At 47.4% G+C, this 25,530-nt stretch carries 18 protein-coding genes and 1 tRNA gene; 3 read left to right on the forward strand and 16 right to left on the reverse strand.

What is annotated here, in order from left to right:
• On the forward strand, positions 1 to 690 hold the full coding sequence (locus U5R06_05090) for an ABC transporter ATP-binding protein (GenBank protein MDZ7722204.1): 690 nt from the start codon (positions 1 to 3) through the stop codon (positions 688 to 690).
• Complete coding sequence (locus U5R06_05095; protein MDZ7722205.1) at positions 687 to 3,920, forward strand: FtsX-like permease family protein; 3,234 nt, start codon at positions 687 to 689, stop codon at positions 3,918 to 3,920. The genes U5R06_05090 and U5R06_05095 overlap by 4 nt, the downstream gene beginning before the upstream one ends.
• Positions 3,921 to 4,338: 418 nt before the next feature.
• Here U5R06_05095 and U5R06_05100 read toward each other — a convergent pair whose 3' ends face one another.
• The 16 genes from U5R06_05100 to U5R06_05175 all read right to left on the reverse strand — a co-directional run bounded on the left by U5R06_05100 (position 4,339) and on the right by U5R06_05175 (position 23,070).
• Positions 4,339 to 4,761 (reverse strand): PIN domain-containing protein, encoded by a 423-nt coding sequence (locus U5R06_05100; GenBank protein ID MDZ7722206.1) that lies wholly within the window; start codon positions 4,759 to 4,761, stop codon positions 4,339 to 4,341.
• Positions 4,751 to 4,972 carry a hypothetical protein gene (locus U5R06_05105; GenBank protein MDZ7722207.1) on the reverse strand — a complete coding sequence of 74 codons (222 nt, stop codon included), beginning with the start codon at positions 4,970 to 4,972 and terminating at the stop codon, positions 4,751 to 4,753. Before U5R06_05105 ends, U5R06_05100 begins: the two co-directional genes overlap by 11 nt.
• A gap of 155 nt (positions 4,973 to 5,127) precedes the next feature.
• Complete coding sequence (gene larA / locus U5R06_05110; GenBank protein ID MDZ7722208.1) at positions 5,128 to 6,420, reverse strand: nickel-dependent lactate racemase; 1,293 nt, start codon at positions 6,418 to 6,420, stop codon at positions 5,128 to 5,130.
• Positions 6,421 to 6,713: 293 nt separating this feature from the next.
• Complete coding sequence (ftsH, locus tag U5R06_05115) at positions 6,714 to 8,639, reverse strand: ATP-dependent zinc metalloprotease FtsH (GenBank protein MDZ7722209.1); 1,926 nt, start codon at positions 8,637 to 8,639, stop codon at positions 6,714 to 6,716.
• A gap of 215 nt (positions 8,640 to 8,854) precedes the next feature.
• A complete protein-coding gene (locus tag U5R06_05120; GenBank protein ID MDZ7722210.1) occupies positions 8,855 to 8,983 on the reverse strand; it encodes a Fic family protein in 129 nt (42 codons plus the stop codon).
• A 763-nt stretch (positions 8,984 to 9,746) separates the two neighbouring features.
• Positions 9,747 to 14,042, reverse strand: coding sequence for an FISUMP domain-containing protein (locus U5R06_05125; GenBank protein MDZ7722211.1), 4,296 nt, complete (start codon positions 14,040 to 14,042; stop codon positions 9,747 to 9,749).
• Between the two features lie 30 nt (positions 14,043 to 14,072).
• A complete protein-coding gene (locus U5R06_05130) occupies positions 14,073 to 15,035 on the reverse strand; it encodes a carboxypeptidase-like regulatory domain-containing protein (protein ID MDZ7722212.1) in 963 nt (320 codons plus the stop codon).
• 506 nt (positions 15,036 to 15,541) lie between these two features.
• On the reverse strand, positions 15,542 to 15,868 hold the full coding sequence (locus U5R06_05135; protein MDZ7722213.1) for a type II toxin-antitoxin system RelE/ParE family toxin: 327 nt from the start codon (positions 15,866 to 15,868) through the stop codon (positions 15,542 to 15,544).
• Entirely contained in the window at positions 15,865 to 16,149 is a 285-nt protein-coding gene (locus tag U5R06_05140) for a type II toxin-antitoxin system Phd/YefM family antitoxin (GenBank protein ID MDZ7722214.1), read from the reverse strand. Before U5R06_05140 ends, U5R06_05135 begins: the two co-directional genes overlap by 4 nt.
• Positions 16,150 to 16,504: 355 nt before the next feature.
• The gene (locus U5R06_05145) at positions 16,505 to 16,849 is read right to left on the reverse strand and encodes a hypothetical protein (GenBank protein MDZ7722215.1); all 345 of its coding nucleotides are present in this window, start codon (positions 16,847 to 16,849) and stop codon (positions 16,505 to 16,507) included.
• A complete protein-coding gene (locus U5R06_05150) occupies positions 16,830 to 17,939 on the reverse strand; it encodes a hypothetical protein (protein MDZ7722216.1) in 1,110 nt (369 codons plus the stop codon). The genes U5R06_05145 and U5R06_05150 overlap by 20 nt, the downstream gene beginning before the upstream one ends.
• Before the next feature lie 194 nt (positions 17,940 to 18,133).
• Entirely contained in the window at positions 18,134 to 19,243 is a 1,110-nt protein-coding gene (locus U5R06_05155) for a DNA-processing protein DprA (GenBank protein MDZ7722217.1), read from the reverse strand.
• Positions 19,240 to 21,255: a RecQ family ATP-dependent DNA helicase gene (locus U5R06_05160; protein MDZ7722218.1), complete on the reverse strand. Its 2,016-nt coding sequence runs from the start codon at positions 21,253 to 21,255 to the stop codon at positions 19,240 to 19,242. Before U5R06_05160 ends, U5R06_05155 begins: the two co-directional genes overlap by 4 nt.
• Before the next feature lie 205 nt (positions 21,256 to 21,460).
• Positions 21,461 to 21,742 (reverse strand): hypothetical protein, encoded by a 282-nt coding sequence (locus tag U5R06_05165; GenBank protein ID MDZ7722219.1) that lies wholly within the window; start codon positions 21,740 to 21,742, stop codon positions 21,461 to 21,463.
• A gap of 924 nt (positions 21,743 to 22,666) precedes the next feature.
• The gene (locus U5R06_05170; protein MDZ7722220.1) at positions 22,667 to 22,918 is read right to left on the reverse strand and encodes a GIY-YIG nuclease family protein; all 252 of its coding nucleotides are present in this window, start codon (positions 22,916 to 22,918) and stop codon (positions 22,667 to 22,669) included.
• Between the two features lie 78 nt (positions 22,919 to 22,996).
• Positions 22,997 to 23,070, reverse strand: a tRNA-Met gene (locus U5R06_05175).
• A gap of 140 nt (positions 23,071 to 23,210) precedes the next feature.
• Between U5R06_05175 and U5R06_05180 the strand changes: the two genes are divergently transcribed.
• Positions 23,211 to 25,439 (forward strand): glycosyl hydrolase, encoded by a 2,229-nt coding sequence (locus tag U5R06_05180; GenBank protein ID MDZ7722221.1) that lies wholly within the window; start codon positions 23,211 to 23,213, stop codon positions 25,437 to 25,439.
• Positions 25,440 to 25,530 lie beyond the last annotated feature (91 nt).

Raw genomic sequence — 25,530 nt, forward strand, 5'->3', positions numbered from 1 at the left:
ATGCTATTACATATTGAAAATTTGGTCAAAACCTTTGCGACTCCGGCCAACAATGAGCCCCTGACGGTCCTGAACGGCCTGAACCTGTCTGTCAATGCCGGTGCGGCGCTGGCGGTGGTGGGACCGTCCGGGTCCGGCAAGAGCACGCTGCTGAATCTGATCGGCGGACTGGATCAGCCGGACAGCGGCGAAATCCGGTTCAACGGAGAACATATTGCCGACTATGACGAAGCGCGGCGCGCCCGCTGGCGCAATGAACAGATCGGCTTTGTGTTTCAGGAACATCATCTGCTGCCGCACTCTGACGGTGCTGGAAATGTGCTCATGCCCACCCTGGCGTTCCGGAAAACGAGTCCGGACGACGCGCAGGAACGCGCCGGGAATTTGCTGGAATCTGTCGGACTTGCTGAGCGACAGGACCATCATCCCGCGCAACTGTCCGGGGGTGAAAAACAACGCACCGCTCTGGTGCGGGCGTTGATCAATCGTCCCCGGCTGCTGCTGGCGGATGAACCCACGGGGTCTCTGGATCAGGATACGGCGGCGGCGCTGGCGGATCTGCTGGTGCAGCTGAATGAACAGGAGGGAACCGCGCTGATCATGGTCACGCATTCACTGGACCTGGCGCGACGGATGAACACGGTTTACCGCCTGACCGAGGGTCGTTTGCAGGAGGGGGCATCGGTATGAAGCGTTCCGATGTTGTGAAAAAATCCCTGACCCGGTTCCCGCGACGGCATGTGAACGTGATACTCGGCACGGCGGTCGCGACCGCCATTCTCGTGGGTGCTCTGGTGATCGGCGATTCGGTGCGCGGCAGTTTAAAGAGCATTGCGCTGATGAATCTGGGTCAAACACACGTCGCCATGGAGAGTGGCGACCGCTATTTTACAGAAAGCCTGGCGCAGGACATGAGCGCCGATCTGGGTGTAACAGTGGCGCCGGTGCTGAATCTGCAGGCGATGGCCGTGTTTCAGGGCGGCGATCAGCGCGCCAATCAGGTTCAGGCGCTGGGCGTAGATTCAACCTTTTGGTCTCTTGCACCTGAACCGGTCACGCCTGAATCGAGTGAGGGTGTGATGATCAATTCGCATCTGGCGCAAACACTCGGCTGCGGCGCCGGCGACGAGCTGTTGATCCGCCTGGACCGTCCCGATGCCATGCCGCTGGATACGCCGTTTGCGCACGCCGATGCTATGACCCTCACCCGCCGGTTTACGGTCGCTGCGGTAATCGATGACCGGCAGTTCGGACGCTACACCCTGCGCACCACGCAGGTGGCGCCGCTGAATGTGTATCTGCCGCTGGAGCAGCTGGGATATCTCGTTGATTTGCCGGGCCGCGTCAATACGCTGCTCGCAGGTAATGTTTCAGCTGATTCCGCACAGTCGGTTCTGCAGCGGCATTATACGTTAGAGGATGCGGAATTGTTATTATCGGAACACGACGGCGGCACCCGCATCGAGTCCCGGCGCGCGTTCATCGAGTCGACTCTGGCGCAGAACATTAAACAGATGGCTGATACTCCCGATGTACTCTTGACCTATCTGGTCAATTCTCTAAATCATAACAACCAATCCACGCCTTATTCCTTTGTCACCGCCGGAACGCCTGCGGGCAACGAGCTAAACCCGGACAAAATCATTGTCAATGACTGGCTGGCCGCGGATCTGAATCTGCGCAGCGGTGATGCATTGACACTGCGTTATTATATTCTGGACGCGAATCAGACCCTGCGGGAAAAGCAGCGGGCATTTACGGTCGCGCGTATCCTGCCGATGACGCATCCGGTGTGGTCGCCGCGGTTGATGCCGGATTTCCCCGGACTGGATCAGGAAAACTGCCGTGACTGGGAATCCGGTTTTCCCATTGATTATGACCGCATCCGCGACAAGGATGAAGCCTACTGGGATGCCTATCGCGGCACACCCAAGGCGATTGTATCCCTAAAGGCGGGACAGGATATGTGGGCCAACCGGTTCGGGGCAGCCACAGCCATTGATATTGAACCGCAGCCCGCACGTACAGCAGAATTATTAAATCAGCGCCTGCATCCGCGCGATACCGGACTGCTGTTTCAGCCGGTGCGTGAACGCGCTTTACAGTCGGCACAGCAGTCCACGAATTTTTCCCAGCTGTTCATCGGATTGTCGTTTTTCATCATTATCGCGGCGCTGATTCTGACGGCGCTGCTGTACGCTCTGAATGCCGAACGGCGCCGACGTGAAATCGGATCGCTGCTGGCCATGGGATTTACGGTAAAAGGGGTGCGGCGCCTGCTGTTACAGGAAGGGGCTATTCTTGCAGTAACCGGCGGACTCGTCGGGATACCGCTGGGACTGGCGTATAACGGTCTGCTGATCCTGGCGGTCAAGACCATCTGGCACGAGATCGTCGGCACCACCAGTCTGCACATGCTGGTCACCTGGCAGTCGCTGCTCACTGGATTTGCCGCCGGAGTGCTCACGGCCCTCGCTTCGATTCTGATCGTCATCCGCCGGCATGTTAAACAGGAAATCGTACAGCTGCAGCAGGGGACGGCCGCGGGGCCGTGGAAATCCCGCCGGGACCTGATTATCGGCAGCATCACGGTCATCGCTGCGCTGATTCTGATTTTGACGACAAATCCGGGACAGGACCGCCATGCGGCGGTGACGTTTTTTATCTCCGGCGCCTGTCTGCTCATCGGCGGACTGGCCTGGATTTGTGTGGGCATCGCCCGGCTATGGCACGCCACCTCAAAAACGGTAAATCTGCGCAACGCCGGATTCCGCAACATCGCGCGGCGACCGGGACGCAGTTTGTCGCTGGTCGGACTTTTGGCCATGGGCGTGTTTCTGGTGTTCATGGTCGGCGCCAACCGCACCAGCACAAAGCAGGACCAGTATGAACGGTCCGCAGGTACCGGCGGATTTGCCCTGTTTATGCAGACGCGGGTACCGATTCTGGAAAACCTGAATAGCCGGCAAGGCCGGAGTGAATACAATCTCAAATTACCGGATTCCGTCCGTTTTGTGCCGTTCCGGGTGAAAGAGGGGGATGAAGCCAGCTGTTTGAATCTGAACCGGATCTCCAGACCGCGGATTCTCGGACTGCAGCCGGAGAGACTGGCGCAGCGCGACGCGTTCAGTTTTGTCAGTCGCACAAAAGCCGTGCCGGAAGATGATCCCTGGACCGCGCTGGATCAGCGGTTCGATGAACACACCATCCCCGGGATCGCGGATCAGACCGTGATCACCTGGAGCCTGCAAATGACGGTGGGGGACACGCTAAAATACTTGGATGAGAACGGCGATGATCTGAATATCGTGCTGGCAGCCGGACTGGCGAATTCGGTGTTTCAGGGTAATATTCTGATTTCGCAGGAGCATTTTGTCCGGCATTTCCCGTCGGTCAGCGGTCACCGGTTGTTTTTAGTGGACGCTCCCCCGGCCAAAGCGGATACGGCCTTGTCCGAGCTCAGCTGGGCGCTGCAGGATTACGGGGTGGATATCAGTCATACCTCGGAACGGCTGATGCAGTTTGCGCGCGTGCCCAACACCTATCTGTCTATTTTTATGATTCTGGGCGGACTCGGGTTGCTGCTGGGCAGTATCGGATTTGGTCTGGTGGTGCTGCGCAATCTGGACGTACGCCGCAATGAACTGGGACTGCTGCTGACCGTGGGATTTGATCACCGACAGCTGCGTTTGATACTGTTTGCCGAACACGCACCCTTGATGCTCACCGGCATCCTGTTCGGCGCTCTGGCGTCGCTGCTGGCCGTGTGGCCGGCGATCACCGCACCGGGCGCGGACGTGCCGGTCGTGACCATGCTGGTAATTGTAATCGTCCTCCTGATCAGTGGAGCAGGGTGGACGCAACTGGCGATCCGCAACGGATTAAAAGGTCGGATGATCGAGGCGCTGCGGAGTGAATAGGTTGGCGTGAAATATCCGTGAGTTTTCACCGGTTAGCGTCATGGTAATATCTACAAATTCAGTGCACAGCGTCGGACCGTCGCCATTTATCTGCAGGATCGATCCTGTTCGGCAATATCATGGATGTTGGGCACCATAAATATTTAACGCAGAGCAGTATTTCATAGTACAACTGCTTTTTGTTGTGCTATGAATGCTCTGGGGCAGGTATTGGACGAGGCGTTGAGATTCCCGACCGCGCCTTGCAAGACAACATCACGGATGTTTTACTCGTAAATTTTTTTTGAGGTGAAAGAACTCTACTATTTCACACATTGACGTCAAAAGAAGATGGTCAGGCATTCAGGAACTGGTCTATGATGGTAGATTGTTGTTTGATCAACAGGTCGTCGATGGTAATATCACAAACATTGCAAAATTATAAAAATGGATCAAGAATGGTGAGAGAACCCACTGATTGTCCATGCTGCATATCTTCGGAATATAGTATACCACAATTTGCCTGGATTGCTGCGGCAATGATCAAGGAATCATAGAATGAATATTTCCACCGTTGCATGATGTCAAGTGCATACTGATATAAATCTACACTTGTAAAAACCTGGCACAATGGGGATAAAACGGATTGCAGATACCGCTGACAATCTGAAATGGATAATGGCTGCTTGAATTTGTTTGTAGCCACATTTAAAAATTCCTGAATCACCTGGTAACTGATACAACCCTTGCGTTCAATGTGCGCATCCTGAATCAACTGGTTTGCAGTGTGTTGCTTGTTTTTGTCGCTTTGATCAAATGCATACACAAAAATGTTCGTATCAATAAAGTATTTAGCGTTCATTCATCTCATCTCTGCTGAATTTTTTGCCGGGTTTTGCATAGCTTAGCGACTGCATGAGGGACTGGTATTCATTTCTTTTTAAATTTGAATGTACATATTGTAGAAGCCACTGCCGGAATTCATGGTTCAAGGTTGAATGTTCACGCTGAGCTTTCTGTCTGGCTGTTTTTATGAGCTCCTCTTCAGCACTGAGTGTAATATTTTTCTTCATAAAACCTCCGCATACATATATAGTGTACACAAAAATAGTGTATATGGCGCAAAAATGCAATAAAAAACTATGATGAAAATGTATAGCGGTTTGAAAATCAAAAGCAGGATAAGGCTTTTTAAATCCTACGTGTCAAGTCAATTGTTTTTAATGTTTTACCTGCCATCCGGATTCTGCTCCACAATCACCCCGACCCCGTCCGGAATAACCGTGATATCAGCATCCGCACCCTTGATGCGCTGCGCTTTACGCAGCGCTTCGGACATGCTGAATGCGTGATCAATGTGCATATCCAAGATGACTTGCGGATCGCATTGATCGGTCACCAGAATGACCCGATGCTCCTTGAGCACGCGTGCCAGAATCTGAAACTGCCATTGGTCGGGGACAGTCTCGTTCTGCGGGGTACGCAGCACGGCTTTTAGGACCTGTTCCGGACTGTCAGCCTCCGCCATGGAGCGGTAAAATCCCTCACCGCCGTGACCGTCCGCGCAGGAGGCAGCCACAATAAGGACCGCACCCGGTTTGGCCGTGGCTGCTGCGGTGTTCATGGCTTTGACGGACTGGTAGATATTCTGATCCAGGGGATAGCCGTTGTTGGAACTGATGACAATGTCTGCCGGGGCTGCGGGAACCCGGCAATACCTGTTCAAAAAACGGCAGCCTTTGCTGTGGGCTTTTTCCGAATCTCCCGACACGGCCGAAATGATTTTTTTATCCTGGTTTAGAATTAGGTTAAGAATGAATTGTAGGTTGAGTTGCCTGGCGGCATACAGCATATCTTTATGCAGCGGATTGCCGTCCAGGATTCCGCTTTTGGCGTTCGGATGTGCGATAAATGTTGAACAGTGATTGGCGAGTACGGTCTGGTAGCCGGCTATTCCCGGTAGCACACTCTTGCGGCCGCCGGAAAATCCGGCGAAAAAATGCGGTTCGATAAATCCTTCTGCAATCAGTAAATCCGCTTCAGATGCTTCTTTGTTCACCCATAATTCGCCGCCGGACGGCAGTGTTCCGAGATAGCTCAAGTTCTCAGGGTCGTGGCAGTCATGCATCAGAAGGGTCTCTGTTTGAACAACCGATTCTCCCATCATGGAGACCAGCTCGTTCCGGGAGGGAGGCCGGTGTGAGCCAGTCGCGACCAGTATTTTGATCTGCGCGGCAGGATTGCCGCGACGAATGCGCTCTAATAGCCTCGGCAGTGTCAAATGACTGGGCAGCGGACGCGTGTGGTCACTGGTGATGATAACGATATTGTATTTATTCTGTGATAATGATTCAAGGGACAGGCTGTCGACGGGCTGGTCCAGGGCCTGATCGATCAGGCGGGTTTCCGAAGCGGCGGGTTGATAATCGTCCAGTCTGGATTTCAGCACGTTGACGGATATCGAGTCCGGAATCTCCAGCGTCAGATTGGTTTTATGAAAAGGAATTTTGAAATTCGGCATGGGGTCATTGATGTTTTGAATAGATGTTTATAAAATCAAGGTATGAAAAAAATCGATGTTTTGCAAACAAAGTCGGATGTGATATAGATTAATGCATTATCTTGGATAGCCATAGATCCGGCAGGGTAGAGGTGAATCGGATTATTCGCGCGCAAAACTGTTGGAAAGGGCTGTAAACGGAACGGGCGTTCTCAGCCGTGAAAAAGAGTTAAAAATGAAACAACCTACAGCATCTGGTTTCCAAATACAATTTGAAAACCAGATGCGTTTCAATGCAAAAAAAAGAGAGGTTTTTATTCTCCGTCATTCTCGATAATTTCATCCAGCTCTTCACCGGCAATTTCTTCGTCTTCCAGCAGCCGCTTTACCACTTTGTCAAGCACCTTGCGCCGGTTTTCAAGGACTTTTCGGGTTCTGTCATGTGCTTGCTTGAGCAATTCCTGTACTGCCTTGTCGACTTTATATGCTGTGGATTCACTGAAATCGCGTTTCTGCGATAGCTGCTGTCCGAGGAACACCTGACCCTGCTGTTGACCCAGAGCGATGTTCTGGAATTTATCGCTCATACCCCATTCCAGCACCATTCGCCGGGCCAATTGGGTCGCCTGTTTCAAATCGTTTTCCGCGCCGGTGGTGGCGGTGTTGAAAAACAGCTCTTCGGCCGCGCGGCCGCCCATCATGACGCTCAGCTGATCCAGCATATACTCTTTTTTGTACACATATTTTTCCTCTTCCGGAAACTGCTCAGTGACACCCATGGCGCGGGTGCGCGGAATAATCGATATTTTGTGCACCGGATGCGTTTCGGTCAGAATCACGGAACTTACAGCATGTCCGGCTTCGTGATACGCGATCATTTTCTTTTCTTCATCCGACAGCACCAGACCGCGGCGTGTCAGGCCCATCATCACCTTGTCGCGCGCCTGATCGACATCCTGCTGGGTGATTTCGCTTTTATTTTTGCGTCCCGCCATGAGCGCCGCCTCGTTGAGCAGATTCTCCAGATCCGCGCCGCTGAATCCCGGTGTGCTTTTGGCCACCTGTTCCAGGTTTACATCATCCGCCATGGTTTTGCGGTCGGCATACATTTTCAAAATTTCCAGACGGTCTTTCAGTTTGGGAGCCGGCACAATCACCTGGCGATCAAAACGACCGGGTCGGCGCAGAGCCGAGTCCAGGATGTCCGGCCGGTTGGTCGCGGCCATGGCAATGACGCTTTCATTGGGTTCGAATCCGTCCATTTCGGACAAGAGCTGATTCAGCGTCTGTTCGCGTTCATCATGACCGCCGCCGAGTCCGGCGCCGCGCTGGCGTCCGATGGAATCCAGTTCATCGATGAAAATGATGCTGGGGGCGTTTTTTTTCGCCTGCTCAAACAGATCGCGCACCCGTGAGGCGCCCACCCCGACAAACATTTCCATAAAATCAGAGCCGGTGATGCTGAAAAACGGCACACCCGCTTCTCCAGCCACGGCGCGTGCCAGCAGGGTCTTGCCGCATCCCGGTGGTCCCAGCAGCAGCATACCGCTGGGGATTTTACCGCCTAATTTCTGGATGCGTTCCGGTTCTTTAAGATAACTGACCACTTCCTGCAGCTCTTCCTTGGCGGATTCCGCTCCGGCGACATCCTCAAATGTGGTATCCTCTTTGGATACGGTGTGCAGTTTGGCGCGGCTCTTGCCGATGCTGAACAGTCCGCCCTGGGATCCGCCGCCCTGCATGCGTTTGTATTGACTGTAGAAAATCAAACCCAGAAAAATCAGAGGCGCAAATATCAGCAGGGTGGTCCACCAGTTGGTGTCCCGTTCCGGTTGGGTTGCTATCGTGACCTGATTTTCTTCGAGCATGGACATGAGTTTTTCATCACCGAATTTGGGGAAAAAAGTGACAAAGTCGCTATATTGTACCGTATCACCGCGGGCGTTCACCAGTTGCGCCTGATTTTTCAGAGAGCCCTGAATGCGGCTGCCGCGTACGGTAACCTGAGTGATTTTGTTCTCCTGAAGATGCGTTTTAAAGCTTGAATAAGGAATTTTTACCGACTGGTCGAAGGAGCCAAACGCCCACTGCAGGATGAGATACACAATGATGGCAAAAAACACCACCCGTATCCAGGATACGGGTCCCGCCTGCTGCGGCGGTGGCGGTGGAGTCGGTTTGTTTGAAGAATTCTTGCGAGTCTTTTGATTTTTGGATTTTTTGTTCTGCTTTTCCGGCATGTTGTGTCCTGTTTTTTATCATTTTCATAACTCTTTATTATAAACATGTGGCCGGATGCAACTATTTCTAATAATTTGCGAGATGAGAAGAAGTAGATTGAACCTGGATAGAAAATACATATGATCAAAGCGAAATTGGTTCGACTCGAACAGTTGCATGAAAAAGGCATAGGCTTTTTCATGATCACAGTCGGTATAATATCCGTTCAACCTGGTTAATGTATCAGTTGCAAAAATACCACACGTTTGTTGCCGTCGATAAAAGGATGATTCATGACCAGGCTTTCCATTAACGCGGCAGATTCCTCAATAAGATTCTGATAATATCCGGTTTGTGGACGCATTAAATTCGTAGTACAACTGCTTTTTGTTGTGCTGCGAATGGTCGGAGCAGGTGCTGGACGAAGCGATGCCGCCGAAAGCTGTCGGAGTGGATGACGAGACGGTAAATCCGCGTGTATCACCGGGATGCTGTCTTGCAGACAGGGTGAAAAAACGGGCAGCGAACAAGACGAACGAAACGAACTACAGCATCAGACGGTGATGAGGCTGTAGTTGAACCTGTGCCATGGGCCGGATTCGCGGCTGAATTCCTGAATTCTTGGCAGCGCCTCCGTAGTACAACTGCTTTTGTTGTGCTACGAATGGTCGGGGCAGGTGCCTGACTGGCAACCGGGATTTCCGCTCTTGCCCTGCACGCTAGCATCGCGGATTGCTGCACTCCAAAAAACGATGACACCGGAGCTTTTCAGAGCGGATGACAGGACGGGAAATACGAGCGGAACGCCGGGATGCTGGATTGCGGTCAGGATGAAAAAACGGGCAGCGAACAAAACGAACTGAAAAATAAGACAGGGGATGGGGGCAGGGTTTGAACCTGTGTCCGCCGACTGGCGGAAAAGAGACTGACGATATTAAATAGAAAATTAATGATATTATTGGTATTAAAGGCTCCTTGGGAACGACGCGGGTATGAGGGGTTTTGAGCTTTGTCCTGGTTTATCAAGTTTGATTCTCATTCTATCATTTTTTACTTTGGTTGAGATCAGCGGTGTGGAGAGTGTGATTAAATTTAAATATGCCTCCCATCACTGGAAGGCTGTAAAATCAATCCCGGACGCAGCGAATCGAGAACCCGGTTCGCTTACTGCGCTCGTTGCGACCCACGTATGTACTGCTGTAATTCAGATGGCGGTACCACGCGTGGTAGCTATAGCTTTCTGACGAGGACCAAAAGTAGGCGTCGTTGCCTATACCGTCGTCATAAACACGATTGTCTAAGCTGTACCCGCCAGGCAGCGCATTAAAGCCACTGGCTCCAAAGGCGGAATTGTTTTTCAAGTCACCATCACTCCAGAGTGAAGCATTATCGGCCAACTTGCTGCCTTGACTGTTGTTGCCGCGCCATCCAACAATATCGGTTTTTGATTGACTCATGCCTAAAGCCATCTCCAACTCTTTCCACTCATCATCTGTAGGCACATGCCAACCCTCAGGAGCGATATTTCGGCTGTCATCAACCGCATACCAGTTGTATAAATAACCAAAAGTTTCAGCATTGCTTTCACTATTGTCGTAGGCGCAATACGCACCGCTTTCTAAATTCATCCATTCTGAATTGCTCGTCACATTGGGAATCGTGTCTCCGTTGCTATAGTGTGTAACTTTCAAGTTTTCAGCCATCCACCATTGATCACCGATCTTGATGGTTTTGTATGTATTACCATCGATGTCGGTCACTGTGCCAGTTGTCTTTTCTGAAACAGTAATATCCAAAGTGAAAGTGTCTGTCAATCCCTCGGTATCGATAACCTCCATGTTTATTGTCCGGGTTCCTTTTGTTGAATATTGATGCGTTGCCGTCTTTGAAGTTGAGTACTCCGTATCCCAGTTTCCGTCATTTTCCCAGTCCCAGCGGACCTGCAAACCTGATGTTGCATCCTCGGCATCGGAACAGTCCGAGGCGTCAAATGTAAAAGTGGTTTCGGTTGTGCCGGAATCAGGAGATATGGCAAATGAAGCTTGAGGTGCTGTATTTGTTATTGGGGTATGTTCGCCTTTTATACAGCGAACAGGAAAACCATACCTTTTATTATCATTATTTCGATAGATATCAGCATGGTCATGATATAAATAACGACACCATGCATCGACGATATCATATCCGGTGCATGACCAAAAGTAGCCGAAATTATTTTTCTTGTGAAATTCACCTAAATGATCGCGGAATCCGCTAGGCAAGGCGCCAAAACCGCTTGCATTTGTCGCGCCAGTATTGGGTGCAGTCCAATGATCAATACCGGTAGCTTTTAACTTCCCCCCTTCATCCGTTCCTCTCCATCCTGTTAAACCAGCTTCCTGCAGACTCATTCCCAATGCCATCTCTAACTCTTTCCACTCCTCATCAGTGGGCACATGCCAGCCCTCGGGCGCTATATTTCGTGTATTATCAACTGCATACCAATTATACAAATAACCGTAAACATGCGCATTGCTTTCAAGATTATCATAAGCACAATAGGCACCAGATGCTAATGCCTGCCATTCCGAATCGATTGTCACATTATGGATTGCATCCCCATTGCGATAATGAGTCACCCTGAGATTCTCCGCCATCCACCACTGATCACCAATCTTGACGGTCTGATAGGTATTTCCGTCAATGTCCGTCACCATGCCGGTTTCATAATTTGCATCTAAAACGGTAACCTGCCTCGTGGTCGAATCTGTCAATCCGCCGCTGTCCACAACCTGTAATTTTACTGTTTTTGTCCCCGGATCTACAAAAGTGTGTGTTGCGGTTTTGGTTGTCGAATACCCGGTATCCCAGATTCCGTCGTTTTCCCAGTCCCAACGTACCTGTAAGGCCGAAACAGCATCCCCTGCATCGGTACATCCTGAAGCATCAAACGTAAAAATAGTTTCGGTTGTGCCAAAAGAATGTGATATAGAAAACGATGCATTGGGCGTATTGCTCGGTTGAACCGATCCATTTTTGATGCACCGTATAGAAAAACCTCTGCGCTTATCACTGTAATCTCGACTTGTGCCTTTGCTATCAAAACTTAATGTCCTGCTCCATGCCACCCCTTGATTCGGCTCAGCTTGGCTTGACGACCAATAATTTGCACTTTGCCCAAGCTCATAGAAAATACCATCTTCAAAATAACGAAGTCCACTTGGTAATGCAGTAAACCTGCTTTCATTCGTACCTTGTTCATCCGAATCTTGCCAATATTCAGTACCTTTATCTTTTAATTTTACACCGGCTATATTCGGTCCACCTAAAAAATTAATAAGCTTTTTCCACTCCTCATCAGTCGGCACATGCCATCCTTCTGGAGCAATTACTCTTGGATCCTTTACCGCAAACCAGTTGTATAAATAGCCATACAATTCTGTATTGTTTTCATCATTGCCATAGGCGCAATAAGCACAACTTGATAAATTTATCCATTCAGAGTTACTGGTAATATTCGGAATTAAGTCTCCATTGCGGAAATGCGTCACTTTCAGATTCTCCGCCATCCACCATTGGTCACCGATCTTTATTGTTTTGTATACATTGCCGTCTTGATCCGTCATCTTTCCTCGTTCAGGAATTTTAAAGTACCAAATTTGTGACCAGCTACCATAATTTCCATACATATCCACTGCTCGGACCCTCCAGTACCAAATACCTTGAGTTATTAAATTTCCGGGTGACTCTGTTGATGTGAGGTCGGCTAAATGGATTTCAGGATTGGTAAAGCTCTGTTCATTACAGACTTGCAGTTCATAAGCCGAAGCATCATCTAAAAAAGACCATTTAAAAGTTACAATACTGTCTATTAAAGTCGTGTCGTTTATGGGTGACATCAATGGCGGTGCGTCCGGCCCCTGTGTGTCAATGCTGAACGACCAGGTCTCAGACCAATCTCCCCAGTTCCCGTGAGAATCACTACCGCGAACCTGCCAACGATAAACGCTATCAGGCAAAGCGATTTGTACTGTATATTCTGGCTTTACAATATCTCTATCCGCGATAAAGGGTGAAGCAAATGATCCATCCGAATATATACGAATGTTATAGCCGGTAGCGTCAACAGAGTACCAGCTGAACTCCGGCAAAGAATCCGCAACCACACTCCCATCGGTCGGACTCTGCAGCTCTGGCGCCTCCGGCACCCGTGCATCAACAACAAAAGACCAAATTTCCGACCACGCGCCCCAATGTCCCTGCGCATCACAAGCCCGCACGCGCCAGACATAGGACGCATCGTCCAGGGATGACGGCGTGTACAAGGTTTCATTCAAGGCCGTATCGCGAGCCACCGGTGCCGTGAACGCCGAACGGGTGTCAATCACCACCTCGTAGGTCTGGGCTTCACTCACCTGCTGCCAGCTGAGCGTTGGAGTGTCTGTGTCAAGCACGCTCCCGTCTGCGGGCTGGGTGAGTGACGGCGCCTCGGGACCGCGGGTATCCAGGGTAAAGCGCCAGACATCCGACCAGTCGCTCCATTTTCCGTTGCGGGAGGCACGTACCTGCCAGTAGTATAGACCATCATTGAGTGAATCTGGTAGAAAAGAAGGTACAGTCAGTGCCGAATCCTGTGACTCTGGCGATGAAAATCCCGGTTGATCATCCAGACGAACATGCCAGCTCTGAATGCCCTGCTGTTTCTGCCATTCTAACGTCGGCGGTGAACTGAGCACCGATTGATCCACAGGAGAGATTAATTCAGGCGCAGCCGGCACCCGGGTGTCAACGCTGAATGTGCGTGAATTCGACCAGCGTCCGGGTGTGTCCTGTTCATCGCGCGGCCGCACGCGCCAGTGCCAGGTTGCGGCGCTCAATGGCGTTTCGAGCTTGAATTCTGTGGCGGTCAGGGCAGATTCATTGACCTCCGGGGCCGCGAAATCCTGTTGATCATCGATCTGCAGGTCATAGCTGACCGCTCCGGGACAGTCCTGCCACGCCAGTTCGGTTTTATTCTGAAACAGCAGACTGTCCGAGCCCGGCTGCAAAAGTTTGACAGTGAACACGTTCCAGGTCAACACCACCGTACGCGTTTCACCTTGATTCAAATCAATACTGTCCTCATAGGCCTGACCGACGGTCACGCTCTGATGCCGTCCCAGTAAACTCACCGAATAGCCGTTGCCCGGATCCAGTTTGATATCATTTTGAAACCGGCCGTTTTCGGGCCTCAATATCTCATTGTAAACGATCTTGTTATTGCGCTGAACAATGCACTGCATACTGTCAATGGACGTCTGCGCTTTGGCCAATGTTTCCGGTTCCGCCTGCCGTATCTGCAGCAGCAGATGCGCGGATTGATCCTGCGGCTGAAAGATGCCGCAAGACAGGGTGAATAACAGGGCAAGTGCCGGGGTTGTTTTAATGAGTGATGAAATCTTCATAGATGTCCCGCCGTTGATGTTGATAGTGATTCAATTACCGACTTGATCCGGCATATCAATGCGCAGAATCGTAGATGGCTTGTCCTTTTTTACATGATTGATATAATAATATCCGCCGCCTGCAGCCGCAACTCCGAGAGCCCACCAGTACCATTTTACGGATTTCAATCCGATTTTTTTAGGGTCCACCGGCTGCATACTGATCCGTCCTCTGAGCCGCCGTCCGGCCTTGACGCTAATCTGGCCGGTTCTTGGTTCATAGCCGCGATGAGTAATCTGGTATTCAAAATCACCGGGCGGAAGATCGGCGAACGTATGACTGCCGTCTGCGGTAAAGGTTCGTCCGGTTGTATGTGTTAACAGGATAGAAGCGTCCGGAGGTGTGACCGCAATGTCAACCACGGCCTTTTCTGAGCGTGCCTGCAGACCGAGACGCACCAGGGCGTGGTTGAGGTCAACGGATACGACTGTATCCGTGATTGCGTATCCCGGTTTTGCCGCTGAAATGCGGTGCATACCGGGAACGAGCAGGTGCTGGAGTTCAGCGCTGGCAGGTCCGCCATCAATGCGAATTGCAGCGCCTTGCGGTTCTGTGAGAATGGTCACCGGAATGGGATCTTTTTTCTCATCACCCGTGATTTGAATTTCCCAGACAGCTTTGCTTTGCAATCGGATACCGGCATCATACAATATGATCTTTTTCGGTCTGAATCCTGTGTAATAAATTTCCAGCACCCGTTCATTCGGTGACAAGTAGACCATATCCTGGCCCGGCAGATCATCGACTCGCACGATACCATTGTATGACGTATACCGGAGTCCGTCAAGATCAGAAATGACTTTAATCGCCGCGCATAGTCTTCCGTTCACATCGCGTACACCGACAAACTCATTTTCAGAAAACACGGGTTCACCAACCAGACGCAATTCCGGAATATCTTGAGCAATTGCGGAAATTGCAAAAAGCAGTGTCATCCATATCAAACGTTGCATGCGACCCCTTTTGATTTGTCATGTCCTGAGTGAATTGACATCTTTAATATACTATTTTCCTGAATAAATACAAATATTGTTTAAAAAAGGCACCAGCTGTCGAATCGCCTATGGGGGTCTTGGCAGTTTGCCGGAACCTATGGCAGTCAAAGCAGTTTGACAAAGGCTTAGCTTAAAAAAACAGGGTCTTGTTTCAGTCCGCGATCTCTGGATCGCTTTACACTATCCAAAGTGATCTATGATGAACCCCAATGGATAAATCTGCCTGGTTCATAACATAAAAGTGTAATTTGGAAAAAGCTTTATGCTGCATCGAATTTTTCTGCTTATATCCAACGGGGTGAACCGCCGGATGCGGACCCGCATGTCCGGTGGTGTGGGGAGGACCGGAGAGAATTCGGCACTTACCCGATTAGCAGTTTTTGCTGCTTGTGTGCATTTATTTGGACTATTGCGATTGATTTTCTTCAATGGACCGTTTTTAAAATCGCTTTATTGCAAATGATCTATGAACGTAACAGTCGTTTTTCCAGTAAAGCTTGTAACTCGCGGCGTCCATCTAATATGCAATGAATATACATTTTTTCATCCATCACCTGATACAGGATTCGATACGGCTTGTAATGTATTTCGCGATATTCATATATTCCAATTCGTTCTAATTCCGGTGGGAAATGCCCCCTATTTGGCTGTTCACTCAAGCTTGCACATTTTTCCTCAATATTCCTGTAGACATATTCTGCCTTTTCCAAGGAATCCGAATGTGATATATAATCATAGATTTCCAGTATATCTTGCTCGGCATCGGCAATAATATAAACTTTATAGCTCATTCAGCCTGTCGTTCGTCAATTTTTTGTCTGATATCCTCGAAAGCTTTCGCTGCAGGTTTATATTTATCTTCATTTAAACTTTTATTGCTTATTGCCAATATTTTTAGCAAGGCAAGGCTTTCTTGTAATTGCTCGTACGAACGAACATCCTGCAGAATAACTTTAGCTTCACCATTCTGGGTGATGATCATGGTTTTTTTATTATCAAATACATCTCGCACTACTTTGGATGCATGAGCTTTAAAATAACTGATGGGTTTTACTGCTTCGCTATATTTCATATTATTAATCTCCTTTTAAATTGACCACAATATAGCCTGTTTTAGGGTCTTTTGCAAGAAGTTTTATTATCCAAAATTGTTTGGTTGTAAATTATTTTAAACCTGATTCATCGAGATTCCATGATTCATTTGCTTATTATACCAACAGGCATAATTTGGATTTTACGGGTTGTAGTAAAAATTCAAACAAAAGTGAAAATATTGAATAAAAAATTACTTGCCATTCCTCATTGAAATCACTTTTTGGCTTCAAGACAATTTATTGCCTATAGAGCAACCCAAAGCAATCAATCCAGTTGCAAGTGCAATAATACCCAAATCATGAGAATGATAATTGTTCATAATTTACCTTTAATTATAATGATGCGGATTTATTTTTCGAACCGGGAAGCGCCCCATGGTTTAAACGATATTCATAGGTTTGTTCTTTTGCACATCTATTCACAATAGTGGTTTCTTCAACCGGGGCGCCCATCGTCCAATAGACCATTCCATCCTCATCAAAGTAGGTGATTGATTTGTGATAAAATTTGCCCTCGTATCCATATTTACGAATATGGTGGACGAGCGAGACAAAGAGGCGTTTGTCAACCCGGTCACAAACAATGTATTCGTGAGGCCAGGTTTTTGCATAGGTCTTTGCGAATATCCAGAGAGACTCGTTTACAAATGCTTTGAGATCAGAGGGAAACCGCATCATTGTTCTCTTTTGTATCACTTGTAGGCAGTGGCGGCAGATGTGCCAGAACGCCGGCGATTTTTTTCAGGTCATCCGCCAGTGAACGTATCACGGCATCTTTTTCTTCTCCTATGGGAATCTCCAAAGCAATGGCAATGCCATGATCATAAACAGCTGTGAGATATCCCTCTTGTGCAGCCCAGGGTTCGACAAGTGCACGGACTTTTTGTCCACGACCAAAGTCTGTGTTATAAAAAAACAGCCAAACAGGGGATGTACCGTGAGTCTTCCAGAGACTGAAATCAATACCAAACCAGGCGCCGGCTCCGATGGAGTCTTGACATGGGAAACGAATATATCGTCCGATCCTGTCCCAGTTCGCCTGAGGATTAAGTCCCTTGATTAAAACTGAATTTTCACTCGCGGCCCTGTCAACGGCGGCTTGAACAATAACGCCGAGTTGCAGTACAAAAGCCGGAGTGCGCTGGTCCGAGACTGCCTCACGGGAAACCGGTGTGTACGCATCGGCATCGGCGGAATCACAGAGTGCACGAAGCTGCACAAGGTCTCCTCTTGCGCATGGATCATTCATGCAGTCATGTTCCAATACAGATAAAACCTTATTCCATGAGGAGAGTGCGATTACGGTTCCGTTTGGCGTATCGGCAGAACACGGGATAATGGCGGTGCCGGCGCGGTTGGTTATAAAGATATTTTCAGCAGCAAGTCTATTCTTCAGCTCACGCCATAGTGTCTGCTCACGCATAGCAGGTGCGATGACGAAAAGTACGGTGGGCTGTTCATAAGAACCAAGTTGTTCAAGATATGAAACCGGCTGATGGTCGGTTAATCCCGCCCAAAACTTGTTTTCTATAAAGACCCGTGGTTGATCCTCAGCGTATCCCCACATGTCGGGGCGAATATGACCCTCCGTTTGCTGGGTTTTAAACCGCAAGTCAGGAAGATTCGGCGCAATGCTGCGTAAAAGCTTTATCATGCCGTAACGGGCAGACTCGCTTGATTTGAGGATATAAGCAAGAGCATCGGTTGCAACATCCTCATTTTCCCGCGAGAAACGTTTTTGGATAATGTGGCTAAATACGGTGTTCATCGTTTGCTTTCTTTTTCGAATATGTCGTGCTGGTCTGCTGCAACAGCATGTGAATTCAGATTCGGCATAAATGCTTTTCGTGCAACCACGTGTTTGGTTGATCGTCCACTTTTTGTTAATCCGGCCTGATGGAAATAGCATCATTCCGCCGATGGTATATCGACGAGCGTAACCTGCCAAAAGGCTTGTTTGCATCAAACTTGATTAAATAATTCTGGTTGTGCTGGAATAGAATCCTTTAAAAAATAATATGTTTTTCGTTTTGCTGATTTTGAATCAATAAATGATAAATTTGAGAGCAGTTTTTGAAGATTTTTCTGGTCAATTTCAATATCTAATCTTTCATTTATTGCCTTTGCTGTCAAATGACCTTTGGATAATATTTGTTTTAGTTTTTCTTCTATATTATTTTCAATTGACTCAATGGGATTTCCAAATGTGTCTACCGGGATAGCGCCCTGTAAAATTAACATATTATTTGCATTTTTTTCATTTGGGTCTGGTTTACGAATAAATATTTTTCGACCTTTTTTTAAACCACTCATTACACCATTCCATGTGCCACCTTTAGTATCCGATTCCGCAACATAAATCGTTTTTGCAAGGCCATAAATAAAAGTATTTCTATTCATTGCCAGGCCAACGGACCATGGCGCTTTTGGATGATACGTGCTTAAAATTAACACATCACCATTGATTATTTTTTTATAGTATTTCTTAATACCGCTGCCAAATGTTAATATACCCTGGGGAAGAACAATAATACTGTGCCCATTAAACTCTAATGTTGCATCAAGAGCCATTTTATCAACACCTTTTGCAAAACCGCTAACCACTACTTTATAATTTTCTGCACATTGTTTTGCAATCGTTTTTGTAAACTCTAATGAAATTTCGGACGCTTTTCTCGAACCTACTATAGCAATGGATTCTTCATTCAAGAGCTTTGTATTACCTTTTACATATAATAATGGGGGCGAAGCTTTTCTTTTCAAGTTTTGTTTCAGTGTTTCTGAATAGTCTTTAGAGTTTATGGGAATGAGCTGGAAACCCTGTTCTAACAAGTTTTCAGCAAGGAAAGAATAGTTGGGCAGTTCTGACTTTACTTTTTGAATATCAGCTATTTGATTATCAGAAAGACGAAATTTAGCTTTTAAATCTTTTTCATCTAAAGCAAAAAACTCTTGAAATGATAATTTTTTTGTAACAAGGATATCTATGATTAGCTGGTTTATTTTTTCATTTCCCCATTTTGGAAGATGACTTAGAGCCATCCAATATGGATATTTGCTTTCTATATTCATGCTATATCACCACCGACTGTTTTTGCAATGACTAATGGCGCAACCAATGCTGCACCTGATGTTGTTAAATATTTTCCAATTTCTTTAATCGTTGCACCGCTATCAAAGATATCATCAATGACCAATATTTTTTTACCATTCATATCATCAATGGATTCATAGGAAAAAGCATGATTTACGTTGTCCCGTTTGAGCACGGAATTCGTAAATACCTTTTGTGGTTTTGTAGCTCGCGTTTTCTTTAAATTATGGGAAATGGGAATTTTTAGCACTTTGGATACTTTTTCTGCAAAATTTTTCACCAGATCACCTGACTCTGTTGGTGGAATATAAAGAATAAAATCGAATTTTTCACTACCAAATTTAAATCGAAAAGCCCGCAGCGTTTGTTTTAACAAGTGATCAGGAAAATCACCCCCATTTTCGTATTTACAACGATGAATTGTTGAACCGATATTTGAAACACCATAATAGGAGGCTGCAACACCATTTATAATATTAGATGATTTGCTTTCAAACGGTAATTCGGGGAAATAAGAATTTCTAAATGAGTGTATCTTTGATCGCCAAAAATTGTTAATACTTACTTTATGTGTTATATTTCGATCGTTATCACATTTTCCACACGTTACAACACTGTAATCACCTAAATACTTGCACAAATATTCCATCCTGCAAGTTCCTGAGCGAATATATTCGAACATTTGCTCAAGTTCATGAAACTTGAACTTTCGCAATTCTTCAAATGGTTTGGTGTCCAAATCAGGAGCGTTGAACTGATATTCATATTTATTCCTTTTGCTGTATAATACTTTTCGGATAATCCTTTGATCCATCAAATCTGCTTTTATGACTCTGATTTGAGTTTGGGTCAGATTGGTTTTTCTCATCAAATCCCACTCGCCAAGCGGTTCTTCCTTTAAAGCATCAATAACACGTTGATATTTTTTTAATGATGGCCTGCTGTTTTTAATGAAATGTGTTGGAAGTTTCAAATCTTCAGGGCTATAAAGCAGAAATAATTGTGTTGGTTTCCCATCCCGACCAGCTCGTCCAATTTCCTGATAATAATGAATGAGTGATTGTGGAATTTGGGTGTGAATAATAAATCGAATATCCGGCTTATCAATACCCATGCCCAGAGCATTTGTAGAAACTACACATTTCCAACGATTTGATTGTAGCCCTTTTTCTATTTCATTTCTCGAAATAGCATCCAGGCCAGCATTATAGTTTATTGCTTCGATATGATTAAATTGTAACCAGGCGGAAAATGTTTCAGTTGTAACCCGAGTGCCCGTATAAATTAGCCCATTTCCTTTAACTTTCAACAGAAAATCAGCCAGCCAGACCATTTTTTCATCTTTATCATTTACAATAACAACATTTATCGAAAAATTATCACGTAACAAATTTCCACGGATTAGAGTAACATTTTTACCCATTTGCTTCATTATGTCTTTCGCAACACGATTTGTAGCAGTAGCCGTGGTGGCTAATACAGGGAAATTTTGGGGTAATAAATTTACCAGATTTATGATTCTTCGAAATGCAGGACGGAAATCATGACCCCACACCGAAATACAATGTGCTTCATCAATAACGATTATTGATATATCAAAACTGCGAACAGCATCAAGCCATTCCTGGTTGTCTTGTCTCTCAGGTGCGATGTAAAGGATTTTAAGTTGATTGCTTTTTGCTTTTGCTAAAATTCTATTATTATCTTCCGGCTTTTGCTCGCTGTTTATACATGCTGCTTTGATACCAATAGATTTTAAATAATTTACCTGATCTCGCATAAGAGCTATTAATGGTGAGAAAATGACAGTTAATCCTTTGAATTGGGTGGCGGGAAATTGATAGCATAATGATTTGCCATAACCTGTTTTTTCAATTAGCAACAATCGTTCACCATTTAAGATTCTTGAGATCGTAGCCCATTGATCATCATAAAATTTGTCAAAATTGAATATGCGTTTTAATCTACTTTCGGCTTCAGTTCTTGTCATTTTTGCTTCCGTGAGTTGATTTTTTTATGTTTTATAAGCAGGCTAACCCATAGCAAAAGTCACCTGGTTCCGGGTCAGTTACCATTTCCTTTATGCGTGAGTACCAACAGAACAAAGGGATTAGAGTCACTCGATTACCAGAGTTTACTTATATCCGAACCGTGATGCAGGTATTATAGGGCACTTTTTTGAACGAGATCAAAGACTATACTGTTCGGCAAAGGATTATTCCAATAAAAGCTGATGATATCTGTAAAGAGAGGATCCAGGTATCCAAGGCTGTTCCCAAGGGTGCGTCCGACCGAAAATCGAATGTGGTGTCCATCGTACTGCCGTTGTTCATTACGTTGATGGCCCGTTCTGTTTTCATTTCCGGCTCACTTTTACCCTGTATTGAGCCTGGAAAAAACTGCACGTGGTGATCATTATCTACAATAAAAGGTAAGCCAATTTTTGCAAAATCCTCCCATGATAAAAAATTGAACATCAGGACTCCCCGTGATTCCCATGGACGCCCTGTTGAAAATAAGAAATTTGATTATGGTTTACAAGACATTTTTCAAATTATAAAGCAGGAGAAACGACCGGCAATCGGCAACCGCCTGCTGGCCCACACAGGACAATCAATTCGGTGACGTTACGTATATTTCGACCCTGCACTTGATTGCTTTTGCACCGGATTCGCGACTGAATTCCTGAATGTTTAGCAGCGTCTTTGTCGTACAACTGCTTTTGTTGTGCTACGAATGGTTGGGGCAGGTGCTGGACTGGCAACCGGGATTTCCGCTCTTGCCCTGCACGCTAGCATCGCGGATTGCTGCACTCCAAAAAACGATGGCGCCGGAACTTTTCAGAGCGGATGACAGGACGGGAAATACGAGCGGAACGCCGGGATGCTGGATTGCGGTCAGGATGAAAAAACGGGCAGCGAACAAAACGAACGAGACGAGCTGAAAAATCGGAGAGGGGATGAGACGAATTTGAATCTCTGCCTGCGCTGCCTGGGTACTCACCACAGATCTTAAAAATTTGTACGTAAGGATTGAGCCAGTTTATACGTATAAAAGCACGCGTGCATGACGTATAAATGTGCTCGGGCATGATGTATACTAGGCGGCGTTGATTGTAAAAATGTTCAGGGGTAGGGTGGGTTCATGATTTGGAAAAATTTATTAATAGGTAATGAAGCAAGGTGAGTCATGAACCCACCCTACTTAATTCGGAGCTCGACACAAGGATGGGAGGTCCGGCTATGGATTCCGGATTTTCTGTATTTCGGTCATGGTGTGCGATGAAAACGGGCAGCGAATAAAACGAACTGAAAAATAAGACAGAGGATGAGGCAGGGTTTGAACCTGTGTCCGCCGGTTGGCGGACAGGTCCGCCTACTGGCGGATATGATCCCAACGAGCTACTTGCGATTATTAATTAAATGCCTTATAAACTGTCTGCCTTTATAAGATTTTAATTGCTTTTCTCGTTTCATGGCCTCAGATTTCGTCAAGTATTCCTCAGTATATAAAATTTCCCATGGCCGGAATTTGATTGTCCATCCTTTTGTAGCCAATTTGTTATGAGATTTGAAGCGGGCTTGCAAATTTGAGGTGTAGCCAATATAGATTTTATCATACTTTGATGAGTATAAAGCATAGACAGTAAACATACATCCCCTGGAATTGATGTGAAAAAAGTATAGACCAATAAAAAAGGAGATCCATTATCGAATCTCCTTTTTTCCTAGTAGCGGGGGCAGGATTTGAACCTGCGACCTTTGGGTTATGAGCCCAACGAGCTACCAGACTGCTCCACCCCGCGTCATTGTGAGTATATAATATAAGAAAAATTTATTAAATGTCAAGGTATTTTTGGCCATATCCGGTGTAAAACTGTGATTTAATTTAAAAAATATTTTGATTTGTAGAAAATTTGAATACATTATAAAAAGGAGGTGCCGGATGAACCTTAGTCTGTATCGAATCCGATCGTTAAACGTTACGATTTTAGCTATAGTGATATGTACACTGTTGCCGGGTTATGTAAATGCGCAAAGCGGGCAGGCGTTGGATGTATGGCCTGAGATTCAAAACCATCACAAACCCGCCTGTTTCTGGTGGTGGCCGGGGAATGCAGTGGATTCTGTAAATATCGACCGGATTCTGACCACTATGCACGCAACCGGGATCGGCGGGGTGTCGATTGTGCCGATTTATGGCGTCAAGGGGTATGAGGATCAGTTTATCCCGTTTTTATCATCAAACTGGCTGAATATGTTGCAGCATACGCTGAACGAGACAAAGCGTCTCGGGATGTGGGTGGACATGAGCACCGGCACGGGATGGCCGTACGGGGGGCCGCATGTGACTCTGAACGATGCGGATGCCCGGGTGCATTACGAGAACGGAGAACTGTCACAGCGCTTTTCAGGAAGAAAAGTAAAACGTGCCGCACCCGGAGGTGAAGGTTTTTCCATTAATCCCTATTCGCCCGCGGCCATGCGCCGCTATCTGAGTCGGTTCGACAGCGTGCTGAATACTATCAATACAGGAAATCTGCGCGCGCAATATCATGATTCCTTTGAATATAGCGGCAACTGGTGCACCGGATTTTTTCAGGAATTCAAAGCGCGCCGGGACTATGATCTTGAACCCCATCTTGGTGTTTTATTTGGTGGAAGTGATCCTGAAAGCCGGGCCCGGATCAAATCCGATTATCGAAAAACGTTATCCGAATTACATTTGGAATATATGAACACCTGGCATAGCTGGTCGAACCGACGCGGCCATTTGACGCGCAACCAGGCGCACGGCGCTCCGGCCAATCTGCTGGACGTGTATGCGGCCTGTGATATCCCGGAAACGGAAACCTTTGGCGCCTCCGAGTTTGATATCCCGGGTTTGCGCCGGGATTCCACGAATGTGAGCCGGCAGGATAAACCCAGACCCCTGGTCATGCGCATGGCCTCTTCGGCCGCGCATGTGACCGGCAAGACCCGGGTGTCTTCAGAGTCCTGCACCTGGCTGCGCAATCATTTCAACACAGCGCTGTCGCAGATCAAACCGGAAATCGACCAATTGTTTCTTTGCGGGGTCAATCAGGTCATTTATCATGGATATTGTTACTCTCCTCAGGAGGCGCAATGGCCGGGCTGGCTGTTTTATGCCTCCATACAAATGAATTCACGAAATTCCATCTGGAAGGATGTCAAACCGCTGAATGACTATATTGCCCGCTGTCAGTCTGTGCTGCAGTCCGGGAAACCCGCCAATGATATTCTGCTCTACTGGCCGGTTTATGATATCTGGCATGATCCGGACGGATTGCAGAAACAACTCAAGGTGCATGACCCGGCCTGGATAAAAGAATCTGAATGCGGGAAAACCGCAAAATGGCTGATCGAGCACGGGTATGCATTTGATTATATATCGGATCATCAGCTGCGGACTGTTCGGGTTGAAGGGGAGCATCTTTGGACTGCGGATGTGCCGTATCAGACCGTGCTCATCCCCGAAACGCAGCACATGCCGGTGCAAACCCTGCGGCGGCTGCTGAGCCTGGCTGAACAGGGTGCGGATATTGTGTTTATCGAGAATCTGCCAAAGGACGTTCCCGGATTCTATCAGTGGGAACAACGCAGAAAAGCGTTGCAGACGCTGGTATCCGCTTTAAGGTTTGAAAATGCAGGAGCGGGTAAAGACAGGCAGCACCGCGCGACCCATGCCAACGGCCGTATTTACAAGAGCCCCCTGGCTGTTGAACTGTTCAACCGGATCGGCATTGCGGGTGAGGATATGTGTGGGGCCGGACTCGAGTTTATCCGTCGTCGGCACCCGGACGGCATGAGTTATTTTATTGCAAATCTGTCTGCAGAGCCTGTGAATGACTGGATATCTCCGGCGGTTGCGTTTCAATCCGCCCGGATCATGGATCCTTTAACAGCAGAAACCGGTGTGGCGCCGTCGCGCGGTCCACGGGAGGAGCGGCAGCTTTTTTTACAGTTGCAACCCGGACAAAGTCTGATTGTAAGAACGTTTAAGGATAAAACTATAACCGGGGATATCTGGCCGGTGATGCAAGCGAGCGATGAACCGGTGCCGGTCACAGGCGAAATGGCAGGTGCGCTTTATCAACGGCGGACCGGAGCTGCCGGAATCCTGCAGCATAAAGCGTCTGGGGTCCTGGACTGAATACGGGCCTGAAGCGCAACGCTTTGCCGGTACCGCGGTTTATTCAACAACGTTTGAGATCCAGGATAGGAGCGACGACTGGATTCTCAAT

The sequence above is a fragment of the candidate division KSB1 bacterium genome (genome assembly GCA_034521575.1).
Classification (GTDB): domain Bacteria; phylum Zhuqueibacterota; class Zhuqueibacteria; order Residuimicrobiales; family Krinioviventaceae; genus JAXHMJ01.